Source organism: Lascolabacillus massiliensis (assembly GCF_001282625.1).
In the GTDB taxonomy this organism is placed as follows: Bacteria; Bacteroidota; Bacteroidia; order Bacteroidales; family Dysgonomonadaceae; genus Proteiniphilum; species Proteiniphilum massiliensis.
Window position 1 is genome coordinate 131,508 of the sequence record NZ_CTEJ01000001.1, and the last position, 20,990, is coordinate 152,497.

General features: G+C 36.3%; 16 protein-coding genes. 9 read left to right on the forward strand and 7 right to left on the reverse strand.

Annotated features, from left to right (window positions below; translation table 11 throughout):
• Positions 1–32 precede the first annotated feature (32 nt).
• From BN1354_RS00555 to BN1354_RS00590, 8 genes are all read left to right on the forward strand, one after another.
• Positions 33–932 (forward strand): HlyD family secretion protein, encoded by a 900-nt coding sequence (locus BN1354_RS00555; RefSeq protein ID WP_053825926.1) that lies wholly within the window; start codon positions 33–35, stop codon positions 930–932.
• Between the two features lies 1 nt (position 933).
• Positions 934–1,842: an ABC transporter ATP-binding protein gene (locus tag BN1354_RS00560; RefSeq protein ID WP_053825927.1), complete on the forward strand. Its 909-nt coding sequence runs from the start codon at positions 934–936 to the stop codon at positions 1,840–1,842.
• Position 1,843: 1 nt separating this feature from the next.
• The gene (locus BN1354_RS00565) at positions 1,844–2,587 is read left to right on the forward strand and encodes an ABC transporter ATP-binding protein (RefSeq protein WP_074010692.1); all 744 of its coding nucleotides are present in this window, start codon (positions 1,844–1,846) and stop codon (positions 2,585–2,587) included.
• Positions 2,584–3,690 carry an ABC transporter permease gene (locus BN1354_RS00570; RefSeq protein WP_053825928.1) on the forward strand — a complete coding sequence of 369 codons (1,107 nt, stop codon included), beginning with the start codon at positions 2,584–2,586 and terminating at the stop codon, positions 3,688–3,690. The genes BN1354_RS00565 and BN1354_RS00570 overlap by 4 nt, the downstream gene beginning before the upstream one ends.
• 59 nt (positions 3,691–3,749) lie before the next feature.
• On the forward strand, positions 3,750–4,883 hold the full coding sequence (locus BN1354_RS00575) for an ABC transporter permease (RefSeq protein ID WP_053825929.1): 1,134 nt from the start codon (positions 3,750–3,752) through the stop codon (positions 4,881–4,883).
• Between the two features lie 487 nt (positions 4,884–5,370).
• Positions 5,371–6,933, forward strand: coding sequence for a tropomyosin (locus BN1354_RS00580; protein WP_154904802.1), 1,563 nt, complete (start codon positions 5,371–5,373; stop codon positions 6,931–6,933).
• Positions 6,934–7,092: 159 nt separating this feature from the next.
• The gene (locus BN1354_RS00585; protein ID WP_045090219.1) at positions 7,093–7,530 is read left to right on the forward strand and encodes a hypothetical protein; all 438 of its coding nucleotides are present in this window, start codon (positions 7,093–7,095) and stop codon (positions 7,528–7,530) included.
• Entirely contained in the window at positions 7,514–7,987 is a 474-nt protein-coding gene (locus BN1354_RS00590; protein ID WP_053825932.1) for an AraC family transcriptional regulator, read from the forward strand. Before BN1354_RS00585 ends, BN1354_RS00590 begins: the two co-directional genes overlap by 17 nt.
• A 136-nt stretch (positions 7,988–8,123) precedes the next feature.
• Here BN1354_RS00590 and glgP read toward each other — a convergent pair whose 3' ends face one another.
• Both glgP and BN1354_RS00600 read right to left on the reverse strand, forming a co-directional pair.
• On the reverse strand, positions 8,124–10,688 hold the full coding sequence (gene glgP, locus BN1354_RS00595) for an alpha-glucan family phosphorylase (protein WP_053825933.1): 2,565 nt from the start codon (positions 10,686–10,688) through the stop codon (positions 8,124–8,126).
• An 87-nt stretch (positions 10,689–10,775) separates the two neighbouring features.
• Positions 10,776–12,479, reverse strand: a complete 1,704-nt coding sequence (locus BN1354_RS00600) for a glycosyltransferase family protein (protein ID WP_045090217.1) — start codon at positions 12,477–12,479, stop codon at positions 10,776–10,778.
• A gap of 66 nt (positions 12,480–12,545) precedes the next feature.
• Between BN1354_RS00600 and mfd the strand changes: the two genes are divergently transcribed.
• On the forward strand, positions 12,546–15,899 hold the full coding sequence (gene mfd, locus BN1354_RS00605) for a transcription-repair coupling factor (RefSeq protein ID WP_053825934.1): 3,354 nt from the start codon (positions 12,546–12,548) through the stop codon (positions 15,897–15,899).
• Positions 15,900–16,003: 104 nt separating this feature from the next.
• On the opposite strand, the gene cysK is transcribed toward mfd, so the two are convergent.
• The 5 genes from cysK to BN1354_RS00630 form a co-directional block, all read right to left on the reverse strand.
• Positions 16,004–16,915, reverse strand: coding sequence for a cysteine synthase A (gene cysK, locus BN1354_RS00610; RefSeq protein WP_053825935.1), 912 nt, complete (start codon positions 16,913–16,915; stop codon positions 16,004–16,006).
• Between the two features lie 102 nt (positions 16,916–17,017).
• Positions 17,018–17,839 carry a serine O-acetyltransferase EpsC gene (epsC, locus tag BN1354_RS00615; RefSeq protein WP_045090214.1) on the reverse strand — a complete coding sequence of 274 codons (822 nt, stop codon included), beginning with the start codon at positions 17,837–17,839 and terminating at the stop codon, positions 17,018–17,020.
• Between the two features lie 294 nt (positions 17,840–18,133).
• Positions 18,134–19,186, reverse strand: a complete 1,053-nt coding sequence (recA, locus tag BN1354_RS00620) for a recombinase RecA (RefSeq protein WP_045090213.1) — start codon at positions 19,184–19,186, stop codon at positions 18,134–18,136.
• A 153-nt stretch (positions 19,187–19,339) separates the two neighbouring features.
• Entirely contained in the window at positions 19,340–20,446 is a 1,107-nt protein-coding gene (dprA, locus tag BN1354_RS00625) for a DNA-processing protein DprA (protein WP_045090212.1), read from the reverse strand.
• A gap of 75 nt (positions 20,447–20,521) precedes the next feature.
• The gene (locus BN1354_RS00630; RefSeq protein ID WP_045090211.1) at positions 20,522–20,926 is read right to left on the reverse strand and encodes an acyl-CoA thioesterase; all 405 of its coding nucleotides are present in this window, start codon (positions 20,924–20,926) and stop codon (positions 20,522–20,524) included.
• Between the last annotated feature and the right edge of the window lie 64 nt (positions 20,927–20,990).

Genomic DNA, 20,990 nt, shown 5'->3' on the forward strand with positions numbered 1-20,990 from the left:
GGCTACAATAAGATATAACATATAATTAAATTATGAAACCATTTAAATTATTCACTGCAATATCAATTCTACTATTGATGATTTCATGCAAAGATGGAGAAGATAATTACGACGCTACCGGATCATTCGAAGCAACTGAAGTAATTGTGTCCTCTCAGGCAAACGGTACAGTTTTAGAATTTAATTTGAATGAAGGAGATCAATTACAGAAGGGACAACTAGTAGGAATTATAGATAGCACACAGCTATACCTCCATAAAATGAGCATTCTTTCCAATGCCAAAGGAGTTATAGCTCAACAGCCTGATATTAATGCTCAGACAGCAGCTTTAAGAGATCAGATAAACAGCTTGAAGAGAGAAAAGGAAAGAGTGGAAAGGTTGGTTTCTGCTAATGCAGCAAATCAAAAACAACTAGATGATATTGTATCTCAACTGGAAGTATTGGAGAGTCAGCTTTCAGCACAAACATCCACTCTTCAGAAAAGTATTGCACATATAACAGCACAAAGCTCCTCATTAGAAATACAGATAGCACAACTTGATGATCAGCTTGAGAAAACCCGCGTAGTAAGTCCCATCTCAGGTACAGTATTAAATAAATATATCGAAGTTGGAGAACTTGCTACTATGGGCACTCCTCTCTTTAAGGTTGCTGATACCGGTGTGATGTACTTAAGGGCATATGTTACAAACGATCAGCTTGCTATGATTAAGTTAAATGATCTGGTGACAGTTAGTGTTGATGATGGCAAAAGAGGTATGAAATCGTACAAAGGGACAATTAACTGGATATCAGAAAAATCAGAATTTACTCCTAAAACCATACAGACCAAAAATGAACGGGCTAATCTGGTTTATGCACTTAGGATAGCTGTACCTAATGATGGATTTCTTAAAATTGGCATGTATGGCGAAGTGAAATTTAATTAAGATGATAGAGGTAAAAGATTTACATAAGAGTTACGGAAAGAGCGGGAAAAAAAATGCCCTCAACGGGATATCTTTCACGGTAGATGATGGAGAGATATTTGGAGTGATTGGTCCCGATGGTGCCGGAAAGTCCACTTTGTTCAGAATTCTTGCCTCACTTATTCTACCAGATAGCGGCTCAGCTATTATGAACGGATATGATATTGTGAAAGATTACCGAAAGATAAGACAGATTATTGGCTATATGCCGGGCAAATTTTCACTATATCAGGATTTGAGTGTAGAAGAGAATCTAAAGTTCTTTGCAACACTATTTGGTACTACAATTGAAGAAAACTATCTTCTCATTAAAGATATTTACCAGCAGATTGAACCTTTTAAGAATCGACGTGCAGGTGCTCTTTCGGGAGGAATGAAACAGAAGCTGGCATTAAGTTGTGCGCTGATTCATAAACCTGAAATATTGATTCTTGATGAACCCACCACAGGTGTAGATCCCGTTTCCAGAAAAGAGTTCTGGGATATGCTGGCACGTCTGAAAGAGCAAGGTATTACTATACTATTATCTACTGCCTATATGGACGAGGCCGGCAGATGTGATAGAATTGCTCTTATTCGCAAAGGTAAATTTTTTGCATCTGATACTCCAAAAGGAATTATTGATAAATACACCGAGAGTTTATGGGCCGTTGAAGGAAGCAGGATGTCGGCTATTCTGCACGAATTACGGAACCATGAAGGAATTAAAAGAAGTTTCGCATTTGGAGACAAAATTCATATTACGGTAGATGATGATCTGCAGATTGATGAGCTAAAGCAATATCTCTTAGATAAAGAGTTCAGTGATGTGAAAATAGCTTCTATAGAGCCAACTGTTGAGGATTGTTTTATGGCATTGACAAGTAAATAGTATGAGCAAAAAGGTTATTGAGGTTTCAGATCTTACCAAAAAGTTTGGCAGTTTCACCGCCGTGGATCATATATCATTTAATGTTGAAGAGGGAGAAATATTTGGATTTCTTGGTGCCAATGGTGCAGGTAAAACAACTGCAATGCAGATGTTATGCGGTATAAGTATGCCAACTGCAGGAGAGGGAACGGTTGCAGGTTATGATATAATAAAAGAGAACGAGTTGATAAAACGAAATATTGGTTATATGAGTCAAAAGTTTTCCCTTTATGAAGACCTGAAAGTTTGGGAAAATATTAGACTTTTTGGAGGTATATATGGTCTCTCAGGAAAAGAAATAGCATTAAAAACAGATATACTTCTCAAGAAACTTGATTTTGAGAAAGAACGAAATACATTGGTGAAATATCTTCCCTTGGGCTGGAAACAAAAACTGGCATTCTCGGTTGCAATTTTTCATGAACCCGAGATAGTTTTTCTGGATGAACCAACAGGTGGGGTAGATCCTGCCATGCGGAGACAGTTCTGGGAGATGATTTATGATGCATCTGACCGGGGAATTACAGTTTTTGTGACCACTCACTATATGGATGAAGCCGAATACTGCAATCGAGTATCAATAATGGTAGATGGCAGAATTGAAGCCCTTGATTCACCTTCAGAATTGAGAAGACAATTCAAAGCTGAAACAATGGATGAGGTATTCAGAAAGCTTGCACGCAAAGCAGAGAGGGGATTAAAATGAAACAATTTATTGCTTTTGTAGATAAAGAGTTCCGTCATATCATTCGTGATAGCAGAACATTGCTTATAATAATAGGTCTGCCTGTTGTAGAAATCCTACTGTTTGGATTTGCTATAAATATGGAGGTGCAGAACATCAGAGTAGCTTTTTATGATCCAGTGCCAGATGACTTTACTACAGACATTGCTGAGAGAATTAAAAACAACTCCTACTTTACCTTTCTGGGATATATGCAAACAATGAATGACATGGAAGAAGCATTGAGAAAGGATAAACTCGATCTGGCAGTTGTCTTTCAGCATAACTTTCAGGAAGATATAGTGAATTCAGGAAGTGCAGCGGTTCAATTAATTGCAAATAGTTCAGATCCCAATCGAGGAAATATCTCGGCATCTTATGCTTCTGCAATTATATTAGGTTATCAGCAAGAGCAAACCGAACTTACGGAGGTTCCTTTTCAGATTCTGACTGAGAACAGAATGATCTACAACCCACAAATGAAATCATCTTATATGTTTGTTCCTGGAATAATGGGACTTGTGCTTATGATTATATGTACTATAATGACATCTGTCTCTATCGTCAGAGAAAAAGAGAGAGGAACAATGGAGGTTTTGCTTGCATCGCCACTTAAACAGGGTACAATGATTTTTGCAAAGACTATACCTTATATGGTAATATCATTTATTGACTTTGTTATTATACTACTACTAAGTTATTTTGTTATGGGTGTACCTGTGAATGGTAGCCTGACTCTGCTTTCTTTGGTCGCAATAATATACATTTCACTTACTCTGACATATGGTTTGACAGTCTCCACTTTAGTAGATAAACAGGTTAACGCGGTTATTTTTTCGGCTATTACTGCCATGATACCGGTACTAATGTTGTCAGGAATGATTTTTCCCGTGGAAAATATGCCTGTATTATTAAGGGCAATATCTACAATTGTGCCGGCACGATGGTTTATTGATGCTGTACGTAAAGTAATGATCCAGGGACAAGGATTATTTGTAATCTGGAAAGAGTTGCTGATACTTATTGGAATGACTCTGTTCCTTTTGAGGGTCACAATTATAAAAACAAAAAAGAGATTGGAGTAGATATAAAGTAACAAGCGGTTACCTCAGTCTGATATATTAAAATAAATAGTTTTAATCGGATGAAAACTTTAAAATTTCTCGTAGAAAAAGAGTTTAAGCAGATGTTCAGAAATCCTTTGATTCCCAAATTGATCATATTGTATCCAATTATGGTACTTCTCATTTTTCCATGGGCTGTGAGTTTTGAAATTAAAAACATCAAAATAGATGTTGTGGATCACAGTAAAAGCAGTTACTCCAAAAGATTAACCGACAAAATTGATGCTTCTAAATATTTTATTCTTAACGATACTCCACTTGATTATAAAACAGCAATGTTGAATATGGATAATGGTGAGACAGATATGATAATTGAGATACCAGCATCGTTTGACAGAGATATTATTAAAAGCAGGACTTCCTCTCTGGGTGTAGCAGTGAATTCTGTAAATGGCACTCTTGGATTATTAGGCAGCAATTATATTATGCAGATTGTGAATGATTTCTCGTCGGAGCTACGTAACGAGTTAGTTTACACAATTCCTCCGGAATCGAGAGAAAACATGTTGCGAAGACCTAAGATTGATATTATCACCCAAAATAAATTTAACCCTGAACTTGATTATAAGAATTTTATGATACCAGGGTTCATGGTACTCTTATTAACGCTTATATGTGGCATTTTACCTGCACTTAATATTGTTATGGAAAAAGAAAATGGTACTATACAACAGATAAATGTCACCCCGGTAAAAAGGTATCATTTTATTCTTGCCAAACTTATCCCATTCTGGATTGTCGGATTAATTGTAATGATTATTTCTGTTACAACTGCCTACATGTTATACGGGCTTTGGCCGATGGGAGGTGTTATCGCTATCCTTTTTTCTTCAATTGTTTTTATTCTGTCCATTTCAGGATTGGGACTTATCATATCTAATTATTCCTCCACTATGCAACAGGCAAGTTTTCTTGTTATGTTTTTTATTCTAATTCTGATACTTCTTGGAGGTATGTTTACTCCAGTTTCAAGTATGCCAGTATGGGCTCAATTAATTGCAGCTGTTAACCCCTTTAGTTATCTGACTAAAACATTCCGAATGATTTATCTTAATGGCAGCAATATAACTGATGTGTGGATGAATTTAATTTCACTGGTAATTATTGCTATAGTTCTTAATGGATGGGCAGTGATCAGTTACAAGAAAAGATAGTGACCCAAGGGATTACGCACTATGCATAATCCTATTTTATATTTACATTAAATTGATTTAAGTGTAAACCTATTTCAGGACTAGACAATACCATATCCAAAGATCATTTATAGATTACTTATACATAGCTTATACTTTATATAAGCTATGTATAAGCGATCTCTGGCCGATGTGTATTCTTTTTTTTGGTTTATATAGGATATTATTAATAAATTTACTGACAAAAATTACGAAATATAGACACGTTCAATATACTGGTTTCTCAATATAGAGCAGATGCTGTGTTCGTAAACAATTTTGCTTAATAATTGGCAGTCAATTAATAAAAATTTGTATCTTTGCAGTCGCTATATTAATAAATTTATAAATGGTTTTCGTCCGTTTTATTATATCATTACTGGTATTTAATTTAATATTAATATGTCATTCATGTTCTGAGAAAGCAGAGGACATAGATATTAATCTTACGCTTTCATACTGGGATACTATGATAGACAGTAATCCCCGACTTGTGTCAGATAGTTTAAAAACACTGGATGTAGAATCATTAAATAGGTCTAACAGAGCATATTACAACCTTCTTAAGACTATATCTGACGATAAGACATATGTAGATTTTACGAGTGACTCACTTATAAATTCAGTAACATATTATTATAAATCTCATGATCCAAAAAATCCTAATCTGATAAGATCATTAGCTTATCAGGGAATTGTGCGTACTCGTATGGGTATTATGGATAGTACTGTTTATGAGCCTCTCAGGGAGGCAAGCAGGTTACTGAATGCTACATCACAACCCAATCCATCACTGGGTTATCTAATCAATTATTTTCTAGGTAATATAAATTATAATGGCAGGAACTATATTTCTGCTAATGAGCATTATCAAAAAGCGAAAGATTTTGCTCAACTAGAGCAAGATTCAGTACATCTGTTTGATACCTATCTTGCATTTTTCTGGAATGAGATGAAGATGAGGAATATTGTAAATGGGAAAAATTATCTTGATTCTTTGTCTGCATTTTATAATCTGTTGCCGGAAAAAGACTATTTTATATTCAATGCCCAGTCGTTTTATTATGATGTTATCGGAGATCCTGTCACTGCACTTGAAAGAGAAAAAGCAAAATTGTCACTTGTGAGATCGCAAGATGAGAGCATCGATGTATCAAGGGTTTACTACAATATTTCGAGCAGGTATGTTGGACTTCAACTTTTTGATAGTGCAATGCTTTATGCTCAGATAGCATTGGATATGATAAAAGATAGCACTTATAGTCAGAATTATCTATATCATATGAAGATAGCTGATATTGCTGAATTGCAGGGAAATTATACACTTGCAAACAAATATAGAAAAGATGCATTTGAAATGTATGTTAATTCAGCGCAAGACAGATTTGATACTCAGATCGCTGAGTTTGAGAAGAGGTATGACTTGACAGAATCAGAAAACGAAGCGCTTCGTGCACGTCAGCAAGCACTTAGGGTTATAATTTTTGCACTTATTCTGGTTATAGTATTAATATTTATATTGATGTATGCGAGGAAAGTCAGGAGAGTTACTCAGATTAAACTTATGCAGGCCGAGGAAAAAATGAGGCATCAGGAAATTCAGGCTGAGATAATGAGAAAAGAGGAGGGTAAGCGTAAATGGCTGATCCAATTATATAGTAATATTTCGGACAGGCTTACATTTCTTCAGGGAGAGTTTGAGAAACTCACACAAAGGTATGTATCCTCTCAGCCCAAGGTATATAAAGAGATGCAGACAATATTGAAGAATACGGACACTGATCTTCGTGATATAAACAGGACACTATCGCCTGATGAGGAGACATTCTATAGCTATACTCATTTAATAGATGAAAATGGTATTTTAAATGCCAATGAAAAAATGATGCTTATGCTTATCGCATGCGATGCAGACAACCGTCAGCTCGCAACTTTTATGAATACAACAGTTGAAAGTGTAAGAGTTAGAAAATCGCAATTAAAGAAGAAAATGAGCGAAAATAATCTCGATATTTCGCTATTTAATGATTAAAACGACATTAATTGCCGTTAAAAAGGACAATCTTAAATATTTGTAAATCAATGATAAGAGTGTAATAATGCCGTTAAAAAAGTGATAGGGTATTGATTTTTGTGTCAATAGTGAGTTATTTTGTGTCACTAATCTCTAACGCATTAAAAATTCAAAAAAATGAAAAAAACAGGATTTGTGTTATTCTTAATGACAGTTTGTATAGCACTAGCTTTTCCTTCAAACATACAGAATGAAAACAGGGTGCAGGATAATTGGGAAGATATTGTAGATATAAGCAGAGAGGGTGGAACCACACGAATTGCAAGACAATCATTTGGTGTTCAGTCATTCATGGCTACAGTTGAACCTGCTGTCGTAGTTTACTCAGGAAAAAATGAAGTAACCGTTACTGTAGAAAACTATACCGGTCCGGTATTCGTTGAAATTTATGGAAGTAAAGGTGCTAAGACTTCATTCTTTGATGTATTTGATAATGGGGTTGGTATAGTAAGCCTTTCAGGTTTAGGAGCAGATGAGTATAACATTCGCATTACTCTAGGTGATATTACTTATAAAGGAACATTTAATAAGGGAAAATATGGACACAGAAAATAAAAACACAGATAACGTACGTAAGTACTTGCTCACAGATGTTGAGTCATGCACATTTACATTTTCAGATGGAATGACTAGTAAAGTTAAGTCCAATTCAGATAAAGAAATTGTACTTGTTAAACTGATTCCTCATTCAACAAGATCAAAGTCATTTGAAGATAAAGTTCTCAGGAACTATATGTCTACAAAAAACGTAACTGAACTGGCAGAACTTTGTCAATACGACTGCGTAAGAACATTTACACGCCATTTTAAGAAGTGTTTTGGACAAACTCCTTACCAATGGATGCTAGACCGTAAAATGGAAGAAATTCAGTCGCTAGTACTTAATTCTGACATGAGCATTACAGAGATTGCCAAGATGTACGATTTTAAAAGTGTTTCACACTTGGTGAATCTTTATAGTAAACGTTTCGGAAATTCTCCACATAAAAGCAGATTATTGGATGCTATCTGACCTCTACCTTTTAATAATATAGCATAGCACAATCTTTATATCTCAATTCAATAATACTTTAACATTGTGCGGTTTATCCGATAAAAAAAGCGTATCTTGTTCAAGATACGCTTTTTGATTTATAGTTATGCAGTAATTATATCCATCTTGTATACGCAAAATCCATTCTATGTGGCAGGTCTGGATTCTTAGGATAAACACGTAGTCCATATTGATGAGAACCAGGATCGTTTAGTGCTTTACTGCTTTCAAAATATAGCAAACTACCTTCTGTTTTTACGAGTTCAAAATCGTATGATTCTACGAATTGAGGAGTTTTAGATGTAGGATCTATATCTACAACTACGCATTCAACAGCGAGGTCGCATTTAAGATTCTTCCTATCTATAACCACTTTCCCATATATTTCTTTATTATCATTGTTGATATTCATTTTCTGATTCGGGTTAAACTCGATATGTTTAACCTCAAATGAATCCCAATTAGAAGCAGTATGCTCTTTCCACTCAACTATCTCTTTTGCTTTTGCATAATTGTTTAATCGCAGTAGTTTTGAACGTTCTGCAAGTTTGTTATAAAAACGATCGAAATAGTCATCCATCATTCTTTTTGTAGTACACATTGGAGCTATTAAAGCCATTGATTTCTTAATGTACTGAATCCACTCATGTGAATAACCATTACTATTACGAGCATAATAGAGAGGGATAATTTCATTTTCAAGAAGAGAGTATATTGTTGATGCATCAAGCTCATCCTGATACTCCTGATTGTCATATGTTCTTTTTTCTGTAAGAGCCCAGCCTGCACCTTCTTTATAACCCTCATACCACCATCCATCCAGAACAGATAGATTTAACACACCATTCATCTCGGCTTTTTCTCCAGAAGTTCCTGAGGCCTCCTGAGCCCGAGTAGGGGTATTTAACCAAATGTCAACACCTGAAACCAGTCTTTTAGCCAGTCTCATATCATAATTCTCTAGGAATATTATCTTTCCTAGAAACTCCGGACGTCTTGATATTTCAACAATCTGTTTAATTAATCCCTGACCACCTCCATCAGCGGGGTGAGCCTTACCGGCAAATATAAACTGAACAGGGTGTTTAGGATTGTTTACAATTTTAGCTAGTCTGTCAAGATCGGTGAACAGCAGATGCGCACGCTTATAGGTAGCAAATCTTCTGGAGAAACCTATTAGTAAAGCATTTGGATTAACCTCTTCAAGTATGTTCATTATTCTTGTTGGATCAGCCTGGTTCTTTAGCCAACCATCAGTAAACTCCACTTTTATATAATCTACAAGCTTCTTTTTTAGATGACAACGCAGTGACCAAAGTTCATCATCACTGACATTCCAGATGTTATTCCACAGGTTGGTGTTCGACTGATCTTCAAAGAAATCGCTACCGAAATGTTTTGCAAAAAGCTCTTTCACACTCGAAGTAGCCCAGCTTGGAAGGTGAACACCATTGGTAACATAACTTACATGTAATTCTTCAGGAAAGTAACCGCTCCATACCGGCTGGAACATTTTTTGTGAAACGGTTCCATGTAATTTACTTACACCATTAGCCTCCTGAGCTGTATTTAGTGCAAATACACTCATTGAGAATTTCTCGTTTGAGCCGGGAGTGGATCTACCCATATCCATGAATTGTTGCCATGGAATACCTATCTTCTCAATTATAGGTGTCATGTATTTACCTATAAGTGCTTCATCGAAATAGTCATGGCCAGCAGGTACAGGTGTGTGTACTGTATATAACGAGGAAGCACGTACAATCTCGAGAGCCAGGTTGAAAGGAAGATTTTCTCCGACTACATAATCAAAAAGACGCTGTACATTGATAAAGGCTGCGTGACCTTCGTTCATATGATATACATCTTTCTTAATCCCAAGTTTATTGAGAAGCAGAATTCCTCCAATTCCAAGTAAAAACTCCTGTTTCATACGGTTTTCCCAGTCACCTCCATATAGCTGGTGAGTGATTGAGCGGTCATAATGACTGTTGTGATCGAAGTCAGTATCCATCAGGTAAAGATTAATGCGACCGACAGCTACTTTCCAGATGTATGAATATATTATTCTGTCATGAAAAGGCACCTCAAGTATCATAGGTGTACCATCTTCATTCATAACTTGACTGATTGGGAGATTTCCGAAGCTCTGTGCCTCGTAGTTGGCAATTTGTTGCCCGTCAACTGACAGACTTTGTGTGAAGTATCCATATTTATAAAGAAAGCCTACAGCAGTCATGTCAACCCTACTGTCACTTGCTTCTTTTAGGTAATCTCCTGCAAGAACTCCCAATCCCCCGGAATATATTTTTAATACGTGAGATAATCCATACTCCATACTGAAATAGGCTATACTTGGTCTTTCCGTATTATAAGGAACATTCATATATTCCTTGAATTGAGCATAAACACGTTGGATACGTTCAACCAGTGGTTTATCATTTACTAATCTTTCAGTTATATCTGATCTAAGATTTTGTAACATGACGACTGGATTCTTTCCGCTTTTTTCCCACTCTTCTGTATCTAATGTCTCCAGAATGGCTTTTACTTCTTCGTTCCATACCCACCACAGATTATGAGATATCTCTTCCAGTGGTTGAAGCTCGGGGGGTAAAACAGCGTGTACATGAATATCTCTCCAAACAGGACTATTTGAATAATTTGATTTTATAATCATTATAGTTGGTTTTATTTATTTATTTTTCTTTAGAAATTAGGTGATAACTCTTAATAATAAAAGATGAACAGAGCAAAGATAATTGATTTATTCTGAACTTAGTTTATAAGGTTTAGATAATCTTATGTATGAATTATGCAACGCTTTGCCATAAGCTTCACGGTAATACTTTATGAAGTGTGCCCAGTCTGCTTTATTGGATAGTTCTGCTGCACTCTTTTTTAAGATTGAGATCTGTTCGGCACTTTTTAGTGTGTAATCATATATTATGGATGCGATTTCTTCATATACTTCAGTATAGTTGTCATCATTACGGTAAATAACTTCGACACCATCATTGAGACCTGGTTTACGATCCCCCTTCTTTTTAGCCCAGACTCCAAATCCTGAGAGAGTAGTTGTTATTGTTGGTATGGAAAATGCAACGCTCTCGTGCGGAGTGTATCCCCATGGTTCGTAATAGGAGGGGAATACTGACATATCCAGACCAATAAGCAGATCGTAATAATCAAGATTAAATATTCCGTCATCTCCATTAAGATATGATGGAACAAAAATTATTTTTACTCTATCGTTTGGTTCATTGCAGAGTCCGGCATGTTTAATATGATTTATGACATTATCATGATGAGGATCCATAAGCTCGTGGGTTACAAAAGGACAATCTACAATACCTGTTTTATTTAAGCTTTCATCAACAGGTAAATTATTGAGCCGTAATTGAAGATCTTTGCGGGGGCCTTTTATCCAGGCAGGAACCATTATGAAGCCAATAACATCTCGTGTAAGCTCTTTCATTGCCTTCAGATGCCTTAAGGAATCAATAAAAAGATCAATCCCTTTATTCTTATACTCATACCTGCCGCTGATTCCAACAAGAAGTGCGTCTCTGTGAACTGGGTGTCCTAAAGTCTTTTCAGCCACTTCCAGTAATGTTTTTCGGGCATTTTTATGTTTACTTGTGTATTTACTGCCTTTAGGAATGAAGTCTTTTTCAAAGCCATTAGGTGTTATAACATCTGGTCTGCGCTGTAGGAGCTGTGCACACTCTTCTGCAGTAATATCACTGACCGTTGTGAAACAGTCCACATTCAATGCAGCTTTCTTTTCAATTGAGTGTTTAGCTGCCATATTTAACTCACGTGCCATCTGATCGCCATTATACTCATGGAGATGACCATAAAGCGGTAAATTATTACCGGCGATGGAGCGACCAATTGAGGTTGCATGTGTTGTAAACATTGTCGCAATCTTTGGGACATATTTCTTTATGTAAAGCGCTCCTGCTCCTAACATCCACTCGTTGAAATGTGCTATTACATTGAACGACTCCAGATGATGAAATCTGTAGAAGTTTTCTATAAGCATTCCTGTTGCATAGGCAAACATTGTGGATTCGTGATAATCCCCATATGCCGCGATTGAGTCAACGCCGTAATCCTGCCACATTCTGGCATATAGTTCGTTCTGTCGACTAAGAAACTGTTCAAACTTTACAAGGAAAACAATTGGTTCCCCCGGCACATCCCATCTTCCGGCACGTATTTCGAGGTTCTGACTCTTAAATGCATAGTCACGCCACTCGGCAAACATTGAATCATCAGCTTTAAACCAGGGGCTTTCATTATCTTTCCATATGTCAGGTCCGATAAAGAAAATCTGATCTTTATGGATCTTTTGAAGTGAGTTTGCACGTGTGGATAGTACTGTGTAAATTCCTCCAACTTTATTGCACACTTCCCAACTGCTCTCGAATATATAATCAGGTGTAAATCTGGTCTCTATTTGCATAATCTATTTTCTATTCCTGTCATCGCAAAGATAAGAAAAAAAATATACCTTTGCACTTTCGTATTAATGGTTAAAACTTTAGACATTACAGAACTACAGCAGTTAGTTGGAAAGCTACCTGAGGTTTCGGCAGCAGGCTCAATACTGAAAAAAGCAGATGTTATATCGGTAAAGGGTTTGCACGGATCGTCGCGTGCACTGTTTTCATCTGCTCTTTTTAATAAAAATTCAGGCGTTTATCTCTATATATTGAATGATGCTGAATCTGCAGGGTATTTTTATCATGACCTGACACAGATAGTAGGTTCAAAAGATGTGCTATTCTTCCCTTCTGCATATAAAAGAGCTGCAAAATTTGGACAGCTTGATGCGGCTAATGAGATTTTGAGAACTGAAACATTAAGCAGGTTACAAGAGGAGAATAACTCGCTGATAATTGTGAGTTACCCGGATGCTCTTGCCGAAAAGACGGTTTCGGGTGATCATTTGAGAGAACAGACATTAACTGTTTCGGTGGGGGAGAAGGTCGACTCATCATTCATTAGTGAGGTTCTTGACGATTATGGATTTCAGTATGTGGACTATGTATATGAGCCTGGTCAATATGCGCAGAGGGGTAGTATTCTTGATGTGTTTTCTTTTGCATCAGAATTTCCATTCAGAATAGATTTCTTTGGTGATGAGGTTGAGACAATTCGTAACTTCGATATGGAAACTCAGCTCTCTAAAGAGAGATTTGATACTATTCGTATTGTTCCCGAGTTTGGAAGAAATAGTAATAAGAATTCATCTATCTTCAACTTACTGCCTGCTTCTTCAATAATCGGGATTGAAGATATCAGATGGATAATCAGTCGTATTGAATCACTCAATGAAGATGATCTGCATATAGAGATTGATCCACTGGATGTTAAATTTGTAAAAGCGGATCTTTTGACAAAAGATGAGTTTTTATCCTCTGTAAAATCTTTTAAACAGATTAGGTTTGATGCTAAAATGCAGGAAACAGCTGATGCTGTTATTAATTTCAAAACTTCTGCTCAACCTCTGTATCATAAGAACTTTGATCTGCTGACCGACTCGCTGCATCAATATATTGATAATGGATATACTATCTATATATTAAGTGATAGTGAGAAACAGCAGAAACGTCTGTTTCATATTTTTGAGGATCGTAATGATTCTATTCCTTTTATTCCTGTGAATAAAACTCTGCATGAGGGTTTCATAGAAGATACTCTGAAAATATGTTGTTTTACTGATCATCAGATATTTGACAGATTCCATAAGTATAGCCTTAAATCAGACAGGGCACGTTCGGGTAAGATTGCCATTACTCTTAAGGAGATAAATCAGTTGCAGCCGGGTGATTATGTTGTGCATATGGATCATGGTATCGGTAAGTTTTCAGGACTTGTACGTTTGCCCATTGGCGATAAGATTCAGGAGGTTATTAAAATTAATTACCTGAATAATGATTCTGTTTTCGTTTCAATTCATGCATTGCATAAGATTTCTAAGTATAAGGGTAAGGAGGGTGAATCTCCAAAATTAAATAAACTTGGAAGCGGAGCATGGGAAAAAGTAAAAGCGAAGACTAAGTCGAAGATTAAAGATATTGCGCGCGACTTAATTAAGCTTTATGCTGAAAGGCAGCAGGAGAAAGGATTTGCATTCTCAAAGGATACCTATCTGCAAACAGAGCTGGAGGCTTCTTTTATGTATGAAGATACTCCTGATCAGGTAAAAGCAACTCGCGATGTGAAGGCTGATATGCAGAGTGAACAGCCCATGGATCGTTTGATTTGCGGAGATGTAGGGTTTGGGAAAACTGAAATTGCTGTCAGGGCTGCTTTTAAGGCAGCAACAGATGGAAAACAGACGGCTGTACTTGTTCCTACAACTGTGCTGGCTACTCAGCACTATAATACATTTAAAGATCGACTTGCTAATTTCCCTGTCAGAGTTGATTATTTAAGCAGAGTAAGAACATCTAAAGAGCAAAAAGATATTCTAAAGGATCTGGATGAAGGGAAGATAGATATTTTAATAGGAACTCACCGTTTGGTAAGTAAAGATGTTAAATTTAAGGATCTGGGACTTCTTATAATTGATGAGGAACAAAAGTTTGGGGTGTCTGTAAAAGAGAAACTTAAACAGTTGAAGGTGAATGTGGATACGTTGACTATGACTGCTACTCCTATACCACGTACTTTGCAGTTTTCTCTTATGGGTTCACGTGACTTGTCAACAATAAGTACTCCTCCTCCTAATCGTTATCCTATTCAGACAGAAGTGCATACTTTTGATATAGAGTTAATTCGGGATGCTATAAATTTTGAACTGAGCCGTAATGGACAGGTTTTCATTGTTAATAATCGTATCCAGAATATTTATGAACTTGCAGAATTAATTAAAAGGGAGATAAGAGATGTTCGAATTGCTATTGGTCATGGTCAGATGGATCCTAAAAAACTTGAGGGTGTTATCTCTGATTTTATGAACCATGAGCAGGATATTTTAATAGCTACTACCATTATTGAGTCGGGTATTGATATGCCTAACGTAAATACTATTATAGTGATTGATGCTCAGAATTTTGGATTGAGCGATTTACATCAGCTACGTGGAAGGGTGGGAAGGAGCAACCGTAAGGCTTTTTGTTATCTTCTTGCTCCACCTCTTTATACTTTGAGCGGTGATTCACGCAGAAGGTTGCAGGCAATCGAGAATTTTTCAGAGCTAGGGAGTGGTCTGCATATTGCCATGCAGGACTTGGATATCAGAGGTGCCGGTAATTTGCTGGGAGCTGAACAGAGCGGATTTATAGCTGATCTGGGTTATGAAACCTACAGAAAAATTCTTGCTGAGGCTGTTCAGGAATTGAGAAAAGAGGAGTTTTCAGATCTGTATAATGAGGAATTGAGTGAAAAGGCAAAGGATGAGGATTTTGTTGATGATGTGCATGTAGAAAGTGACCTCGAGCTTATGTTCCCAGTTACATATATTCCTAATGATGCTGAAAGGGTTGCGATTTATAGGGAGCTCGACAATATGGAGACAGAGCTGGAGATTCTTGATTTCATTGAGAGGATGGAGGATAGGTTTGGGAAGATGCCTAAACAAGGTAAGGAGCTTATACGAATTGTGCGACTGAGGCGTTTGGCCAGACCACTTGGTATTGAAAAAATTATGCTTAAGAATGGTAAAATGTCGCTAAATCTTGTATCAGATAGTGAATCGCCTTATTATCAGTCTGCTGCATTTGGTAAACTACTTAATTATGTTCAAGTTCATCCACGGAACTGTAAATTACGTGAAGCAGGTAAAAAGAGATCTCTTGTAATTGATAATGTTAAAACAGTAGAGACTGCTGTTGCAACACTTGAAGAGATCTCTGGATATAATATATCTAATTGATTGTATGAACTTTAGTTGAATTGACTAAAAATTGAGCATATAAATAACCTTGTTTATTATATTCAACAAAAAACTAATACGTGAATTATATTAGCTTCCACCTTTTATTTGAATAATCCATCAAGTGATAAATAGCGTTCGCCTGTGTCATAGTTGAAGGTTATAATTCGCTTATTCTCTACTAAATCATCAATCTTTTTAATTACCGCAGCAATGGAGGCACCGGTGGAGATTCCACCAAATATTCCTTCTTCTCTAGCTAGTTTACGAGCAGATTCAAAAGCCTCTTCTTTGGTTACTTTTATTACATCATCCAGAACATCCAGGTCAAGAGTATCTGGTATAAAACCGGCTCCTATGCCCTGAATTGAGTGCGGTCCTGATCTTCCCTCTGAGATTATAGGAGAGTCCATAGGCTCAACTCCAATTACCTCTATTTCAGAGAATCTCTTTTTAAGTTCACGACCAACACCAGTGATATGTCCGCCTGTTCCAATTCCTGTAATCAGGTAATCAATCCCTTCAGGAAAATCTTTGATTATCTCCTGTGCTGTTGTTTTTGCATGTATTTTTGGATTTGATAAATTCTGAAATTGTTGTGGTATCCATGATCCCGGAATATCATTTTGCAGTTCACCTGCTTTCTCGATCGCTCCTCTCATTCCTTTTTCACGTGGGGTGAGAACTAGTTCTGCTCCATACAGACTTATAATTTGTCTTCTCTCAACCGACATAGACTCAGGCATTACGATGATAACATTGTACCCTTTTACTGCCCCGCAGAATGCAAGTCCCACTCCTGTATTACCAGAAGTTGGTTCAATAATGGTGTCTCCAGGTTTTATTATTCCCATTCTCTCAGCATCCTCAATCATTGATAGTGCTATACGATCTTTTATACTGCCTGCAGGATTCTGCTTTTCAAGTTTAATCCATACATCGTGGTATGGGAATAACTTGTTTAGTCGAACATGTGGAGTATTTCCTACTGTTTCTAAAATGTTATTGTATTTCATATTTGAAACTATTCTTTTTAATGATTAAGAAGTTCTTGCTGTTTCAGATTTTTGCCTTAACTACAACTGTAATTAATAAAAAAGTAAAATGTGTTATTTAAATTAAATAACGAAATCGTGAGGTTCTACAAAGCTCTTAACAGTACGTATTTTTACATCTACAGAGTTGTAAACCAGTGAATAAGGAATGACACTTTGAGTGAGCCATGAGCCTCCACCAATGGTTGAATTATGGCCAATTACGGTCTTTCCTCCTAATATTGTGGCATTAGCATAAATAACTACATTGTCTTCTACAGTGGGGTGTCGTTTGATATCAGATAACTTCTTTTCAACAAAAAGGGCTCCTAATGTAACACCCTGGTAGATTTTTACATTATCACCAATTTCTGTTGTTTCACCAATTACTATACCTGTGCCATGATCCATAAATAGATTTTTACCTATTTTAGCTGCAGGGTGGATATCAATTCCAACTTTTGAATGAGCATATTCGGAAAAATGTCTGGCAATAAGTGGTACACCTAATTCATGTAGTTTATGTGCTATACGGTGGATACTGAGTGCAAAAAAGCCAGGGTAGGTAAGGATAACCTCTTCAAGGGATTTAGCCGCAGGGTCTGATTGCAGATAACAGTGTGCATCTTCATAAAGCCTTTGATGAATTGCAGGTAAACTTTCCAAAAAAGATTCTATAATTTGATCAGCTGTTTCAGTATCTTTCACACCTTCAATATTACGGTGTAGCTTCTCTATAGCGACTATTAATCCATCTCTAAAGCTGGTAGAGTTTTTACATTCACAAACAGGGAACATCGAAGTATATAAAACTTCAACTATCTCCTCAAGCTCACACTTATTAATTGGAATTTCAACAGGCTTAGGATTAAACTGTTTGATTAGTTCTAATGCTCTTTCAGTCATGATTGTTTTTTTATACAATAATACGAATTTATTTTATTCCCTCTTTTAAATTTGGTTCTGTATATAGTAGGATTTTATAGGTAACTGTAATAACTACAATGAAAACTAAAAATACGTTTAAATTAATTTATCGATCGGAAAATTATAACAAAACTGAGGCAATGGTGTTCAATGAAAAACGGAAGTTATTGAATTATGGTGAATTATAACTGAATTCTTTATTAAAAATATAATTAGCAAAAAGAGGTTTCTTTAGGAAACCTCTTTTGTGGAATCTGAATAATTAAACTCAGATTATTTATTTTGTTCTTTAAGAGCTTCGTATATTAGACCTTCAATCTCTTCTGCCAGCTCAGGATTGTCTCTGACAGCTATTTTGGCGGCATCACGACCTTGACCGAGTTTAGTTTCTTTGTAGCTATACCAGGAACCACTCTTCTTTATTATTTCAAGTTCAACACCTATATCTATAATCTCTCCAATTTTAGAGATTCCTTCACCGTACATAATATCAAATTCAGCTTTTCTAAAGGGAGGAGCAACTTTATTCTTGACTACTCTCACTCTTGTTGGTCGGCCTATCTGATTTTCTCCTTCTTTTATAGGTGTGCCATTACTGCGAATATCCAAACGCACTGAAGCGTAAAATTTTAAGGCATTACCACCTGTAGTAGTTTCGGGGTTGCCAAACATAACACCTATCTTCTCACGTAATTGATTAATGAATATACATGTAGTGTTTGTTTTGCTAATTGCTGATGTTAGCTTACGCAATGCTTGTGACATTAGTCGTGCCTGCAGACCAACGCTGGCATCTCCCATCTCTCCTTCGAGTTCTTTTCTAGGGGTTAGAGCTGCAACGGAGTCGATTACAATAATATCCACAGCAGCTGATCGGATTAGCTGTTCTGCTATCTCAAGAGCCTCTTCTCCACTGTTTGGCTGAGAAATTAAAAGTTCATCTGTGTTAGCTCCAAGTTTCTCTGCGTAGAAACGATCAAAAGCATTCTCGGCATCTATAAAAGCAGCAACACCCCCTGCTTTTTGAGCTTCGGCGATAGCATGAATGGCGAGTGTAGTTTTACCTGAAGATTCAGGGCCATATATTTCAATAATTCTTCCTCTTGGATAGCCTCCAACACCAAGTGCAACATTGAGACCAATTGAACCGGAGGAGATTACAGGTATATCTTCAACTTTCTCATCTCCCATCTTCATGATAGAGCCTTTGCCGTAAGTCTTTTCTATTTTATCCATTGCTGCACGTAGAGCCTTCAGTTTTTCACTGCTTTTTTCATTAATCTTCTCCGTGTTCTTGTTGACTTTGTTTTCTTTTTCTTCAGCCATAACTCTATACTTTTGTTTTTTTATAATTAATACTGTACTTTAAATAAAAAGGTTGTTTTTTATTCCTCTAAAATAGTTTTAACTCTTTTGATTTATTCGAAGAACAAAACATTTAATACTGCATGATTGTCCTCTCAAAGATATGAAAAAAAATCATACTATTTTATACATACCACCGGGAAGAGCAGTTACAATATTTTTCATTTCTAACTCTAAAAGTGTCATTAAAAGTTCAGTAAGTGGAACATTTAATTCTATTGAAAGATTGTTCAGCTGTTTTGGGCTATCCTTTTTGAGTATTTCATACACTTTTTCTTCATCTGGTGTAAGATCATGAAATAATTCTGTTTGCCTTGGTAATATCTTTCTCTCATCCATTTCCCATCCCATCTGAGAAATGAAATTCTCGGTATTTTGAAGTAATAATGCTTTATTTTCTGAAATCAGTTTATTGCACCCGTAAGACATTTTATCATGTATACGACCAGGTAGAGCAAAGACCTCTCTGAAATATGAATTGGCAATATCTGCAGTAATAAGTGAACCTCCTTTTGTTCCTGATTCCATCACTATTGTTGCATCTGCCATACCCGCTACAATACGGTTGCGTCTTACAAAATTGTGTCCATCGGGATTAGTTTCACTTGGATATTCTGTCAATAGTGCCCCGTTTTTAGTAATTTCTATGGCAGTTTGGCGATGAACATATGGATAAATACGGTCCAGACCGTGTCCCAGGACAGCCACAGTTGAAAGTCCATTTTCCAGAGCTGCTCTGTGAGCACAGATATCAATTCCGTATGCTAATCCACTAATAATTTGAACATCTGGGAACTTTAGTGATAACTCTTTTATAAACTCCCTGCTAAAATCATTTCCATATCTTGTGGAATTGCGTGTTCCAACTATACTGATAACTTTTTCACGATTAAAATCTACATCCCCTTTTGCATACATTAGAATGGGTGCATCGACACAATTATTCAGTCTCTGTGGATATTTTTCATCTGTATAAAAGATAAGATGAAGGTTGTTTTTAATTACGAACTCTAACTCTTTTTCAGCCTTTCTTAATACCTCCGGATTGCGTATTTCAGATATAAGTCGTTTTGATATACGAGGTATTGCTTCCAGTTTTGATATGCTGCCTTTAAAAATCTCCTCTTCATCACCCATAAACTCCATTAAATTACGGGCATGAGCAACACCCACACCTTTAATTTGTGTGAGTGCAATTTGGTATAACGATTTATTTGTCAATTTCTTGTTTAAACTATTTTTAAATCTGATCAATCAATACTTCTCACTTTATTTGATGTCTTTCTTGCTGATCAGCTAAATAAATTGTGCAAACGCCTTGTCAAAAATATCGGGTTTAGAAAGTTTACCATTAATAAGATTTACGACTTCAATTTTTGCTTTTGCACAAATAACATTATCAGGTATTCTTATTATTTCTTGATGAAATATATATTTCACATTTACTTTTTCCAGTCTTGTTATTGTACACTTAAATTTGTTCATTCCAAGTAGTGGTACTTTATATCTTATTTGTACGCTTGAAACAACTGCGTCAATGCCTTGTGAGTGAAGGTCATAAAAATTGAGTCCTGCTTTTTCAAGAAACTCATGACGTGTTACTTCAAAATAGTGTTGGTAATTGGCATTGTTTACATGACCCTGTACATCGCACTCATAATCGCGTACTTTCAACTCCCACTCAAATATAGGTTCAGTCACTTTTTATCTTTTTGCTAAGTTAAATAGATTTCACAATTATCACAAATATGGACAACTTTGATCG

Bases quoted from the DNA above. Each gene is read 5' to 3' on its own strand.
- BN1354_RS00555 (WP_053825926.1), top strand. From the start codon at position 33: ATGAAACCATTTAAATTATTCACTGCAATATCAATTCTACTATTGATG.
- BN1354_RS00560 (WP_053825927.1), top strand. From the start codon at position 934: ATGATAGAGGTAAAAGATTTACATAAGAGTTACGGAAAGAGCGGGAAA.
- BN1354_RS00565 (WP_074010692.1), top strand. From the start codon at position 1,844: ATGAGCAAAAAGGTTATTGAGGTTTCAGATCTTACCAAAAAGTTTGGC.
- BN1354_RS00570 (WP_053825928.1), top strand. From the start codon at position 2,584: ATGAAACAATTTATTGCTTTTGTAGATAAAGAGTTCCGTCATATCATT.
- BN1354_RS00575 (WP_053825929.1), top strand. From the start codon at position 3,750: ATGAAAACTTTAAAATTTCTCGTAGAAAAAGAGTTTAAGCAGATGTTC.
- BN1354_RS00580 (WP_154904802.1), top strand. From the start codon at position 5,371: ATGATAGACAGTAATCCCCGACTTGTGTCAGATAGTTTAAAAACACTG.
- BN1354_RS00585 (WP_045090219.1), top strand. From the start codon at position 7,093: ATGAAAAAAACAGGATTTGTGTTATTCTTAATGACAGTTTGTATAGCA.
- BN1354_RS00590 (WP_053825932.1), top strand. From the start codon at position 7,514: ATGGACACAGAAAATAAAAACACAGATAACGTACGTAAGTACTTGCTC.
- glgP (WP_053825933.1), bottom strand. From the start codon at position 10,688: ATGATTATAAAATCAAATTATTCAAATAGTCCTGTTTGGAGAGATATT.
- BN1354_RS00600 (WP_045090217.1), bottom strand. From the start codon at position 12,479: ATGCAAATAGAGACCAGATTTACACCTGATTATATATTCGAGAGCAGT.
- mfd (WP_053825934.1), top strand. From the start codon at position 12,546: ATGGTTAAAACTTTAGACATTACAGAACTACAGCAGTTAGTTGGAAAG.
- cysK (WP_053825935.1), bottom strand. From the start codon at position 16,915: ATGAAATACAATAACATTTTAGAAACAGTAGGAAATACTCCACATGTT.
- epsC (WP_045090214.1), bottom strand. From the start codon at position 17,839: ATGACTGAAAGAGCATTAGAACTAATCAAACAGTTTAATCCTAAGCCT.
- recA (WP_045090213.1), bottom strand. From the start codon at position 19,186: ATGGCTGAAGAAAAAGAAAACAAAGTCAACAAGAACACGGAGAAGATT.